The sequence below is a fragment of the Piscicoccus intestinalis NBRC 104926 genome (assembly GCF_001515525.1).
Lineage (GTDB): Bacteria > Actinomycetota > Actinomycetes > Actinomycetales > Dermatophilaceae > Kineosphaera > Kineosphaera intestinalis.
The window spans coordinates 1-2,928 of the sequence record NZ_BCNQ01000249.1 but is presented as its reverse complement, the minus strand read 5'-3'; the positions used below and the strand labels follow the sequence as shown (position 1 = coordinate 2,928).

Here is a 2,928-nt window from a genome sequence, read left to right as displayed (position 1 = left end):
GTCGAGCACGACCGGGGTGCGCAGCGCGGCGGCGCCGAGCAGGAAGCCGACGAGCGCCGCGTGCTCGAGGCCGCCCACCGCCGCGAGGGCGTGCAGGGCGTCGGAGCGGTCGGCGCCGTTGACCTCGATCGCGCGCTCGACGACCTCGATCTTGCGGGCGAGCATCTCGTCGTCGATGCCGGTGCCCCGGCCGGTGACCTGCTCGGCGGGCGCCCCGGTGAACACGCTGACGAGCGCCGCGGAGGCGGTGGTGTTGGCGATGCCGAGGTCGCCGGTGGCCAGGAGCCGGTTGCCCTGCGCCACGAGGTCGCGGGCGACGTCGATGCCGACGTCGATGGCCTGGCGGCACTGGTCGGGAGTCATCGCCGGGCCCTGGGTCATGTCGGCGGTGCCGGGGGCGACCTTGCGGCGCATGAGGCCGGGCGCGTCGGGCAGGTCGGCGGCGACCCCGACGTCGACGACCGCGACCTCGGCGCCGACCTGACGGGCGAGCACGCTCGTCATCGCGCCGCCGGCGAGCACGTTGAGCGCCATCTGCGTCGTGACCTCCTGAGGCCACGGGGTGACGCCCTGGGCGTGCACGCCGTGGTCGCCGCAGAAGACCGCCAGGGCGGCGGGTTCGGGGATCGGGGGCGGGAACTCGCCGGCCATCGCGGCGAGGCGGCCCGCGATCGTCTCGAGTTCGCCGAGCGAACCGGCGGGCTTGGTGAGCGTGAGCTGATGCTCGTCGCAGCGGGCGCGGGCGGCCTCGTCGACGGGCTGGATGGCGGCGACGGTCTCGTCGACGAGCATCATGGGAACTCCTCCTGGGAGGCCGCGGGCCCCCCACTTCTCGTGATGGACCGCCCACGACAGGGGGCGGCGCCGGGCCCAGCCGGTGAGGGCGAGCTCGGGAGCCTCGGGGAACGCGCGCACGTGCCCGACGCACAGGTAGGCGACGACCTCCAGGTGCTCGGGCAGGTCGAGCACCTCGCGCAGCGCGTCGGGGTCGAAGAAGCTGACCCACCCGACTCCGATGCCCTCGGCGCGGGCCGCGAGCCAGAGGTTCTCGACGGCGGTGGCCACCGAGAACGGCGCCATCCGCGGGTCGGCGTGGCGGCCGAGGGTGTAGGGGCCGCCGCGCGTGGGATCGCACGTGACGACGATGTTGAGCGGGGTCGACAGGATGGCCTCGACCTTGAGGCCGTCGAAGCGGCGGGCGCGGCCGCCGGGCAGCGTCGCGGCGTAGGCGTCGCGCTGTTCGGCGGCGAGGGCCTGCACCCGGCGGCGGCGATGCTCGTCGCGCACGAGCACGAAGTCCCAGGGCTGGCTCAGCCCGACGCTGGGCGCGCGGTGCGCGGCCGACAGGATGCGGGTGAGCGCCTCGTCGTCGATGGGGTCCATCGTGAAGTCGCTGCGGATGTCGCGGCGGGTCGTGATGACCGCGTCGAGGGCCTCCCGGGTGGCCTGCGGCAGCGGCGGGACGGGGCGGGTCGGACTCACGGCGACTCCTCGGGCGCGGCGGTGGTTTCGGCGGGGGCAGCCAGTTCGGGCAGGGCGCGCAGGGCGGTCAGCAGGGCGTCGGTGGTGGCCTCGTCGCGCACCGCGAACCGCAGCCACGCCGGCCCGAGCCCGGGAAAGGTGTCGCCGCGGCGCACGGCGATGCCGCGCTCGCGCAGTCCGGCGCGCAGTTCGGCCGCGCGCGGGTGGTGGGCCAGCACGAACGGCCCCTGCGGGTCGTCGACCACGGTCAGTCCCGCCGCGCGCAGGCCGGCGACGAGGTGGTCACGGCGCCGTGGCAATTCGGCGGCAAGGGCGTCCACATGGTCGCGTGCCTGGGGCGTGACGGCAGCGTCGATCGCCGCGAGGGCCAGGGAGTTGACCGACCACGGCGGAGCCAGCTCGCGCAGCCGCGCGACGAGGCGAGGGTCGCCGACGACGTAGCCGGCGCGGATCCCGGCCAGCCCGAACGTCTTCGTCAGGCTGCGCAGCACGAGCAGCCCCCGCGAGGTGGTGGCGGTGGCGGCGCATGCGTCGGGCTGCAGGCTCTCGCGCTCGCCGGGCACGACGTCGATGAACGCCTCGTCGAGCAGGAGCACGCGCTCGCGGCCCGCGCCGCGCAGCAGGGCGCGCAGGGTGTCGGCGCCGTGCAGGCGGGAGGTGGGATTCGTGGGGTTGCCGACGACGACGAGGTCGGCCTCGGCGTCGACCGCCTGCGGTCGCAGGGTGAAGGAGTCGTCGGCGCGCAGCAGGTGGTGGCGCGGCAGGTAGCCGGCGGCGCGCAGGGCCGCGTCGGGCTCGGTGAACTGCGGGTGCACGACGAGCGGGTGACGCCAGGCCCGGGCGTGCGCGACCAGTGAGAACGCCTGGGCCGCGCCGTTGACGAGCAGCAGCGACTCCGGCTCCGTGCCCAGGTGTTCGGCGAGGCGGCGGCGCACGGGCGCCTCGTCGGGGTAGGCGGCGACGTCGTCGAGGGCCGCGGCCAGCGCCCGCCGCAGCCAGTCCGGCGGCGCCGGCACCGCGACGTTGACGGCCAGATCGATCCGGGCGGTCCGCGCGTCCACGTCCCCGTGATGCCGCAGCGGGTCGAACCCCCCACCGGACGTCCCTGCGAGGGTCTCCCCGAACGCCCCTGCGAACGTCCCTGAAAACTGCGTGTCGTGGTGAGAACTGCAGTCCGGACTGCAGTTCTCACCACGACACGCAGTCTTCAGGGACGTGGGGGGCTCGGTGGGGCGCAGGGCGATGACGTACGTGGCGCCGCCGGCGACGCGCTTGTCGGTCACCGGGGTCGCGCCGTGGGCGAGCACGGCGGCGCGGGCGACCGACCCGACTCCGCCGGTGAGGGCGCTGACGCGGTCGTCGCGCGGTGCGGACTGGGCGCGCAGGGTGACGTCGTCGTACGTGGCGACCGTGGCCCCGAGGCGCGCGGCGAGCTCGCGGACGAGC

Annotated in this window: 2 protein-coding genes; both read right to left on the bottom strand. The window is 75.7% G+C overall.

Annotated features, from left to right (window positions below; all coding sequences use genetic code 11):
• Positions 1-1,482, bottom strand: a 1,482-nt coding sequence (gene bluB / locus PINTE_RS20815; protein WP_068434418.1) for a 5,6-dimethylbenzimidazole synthase, incomplete at its 3' end; no start/stop codon positions are given.
• A partial coding sequence (gene cobC, locus PINTE_RS20810) for an Rv2231c family histidinol phosphate aminotransferase CobC (RefSeq protein ID WP_281178988.1) occupies positions 1,479-2,928 on the bottom strand: 1,450 nt, incomplete at its 5' end. The genes cobC and bluB, both read right to left, overlap by 4 nt.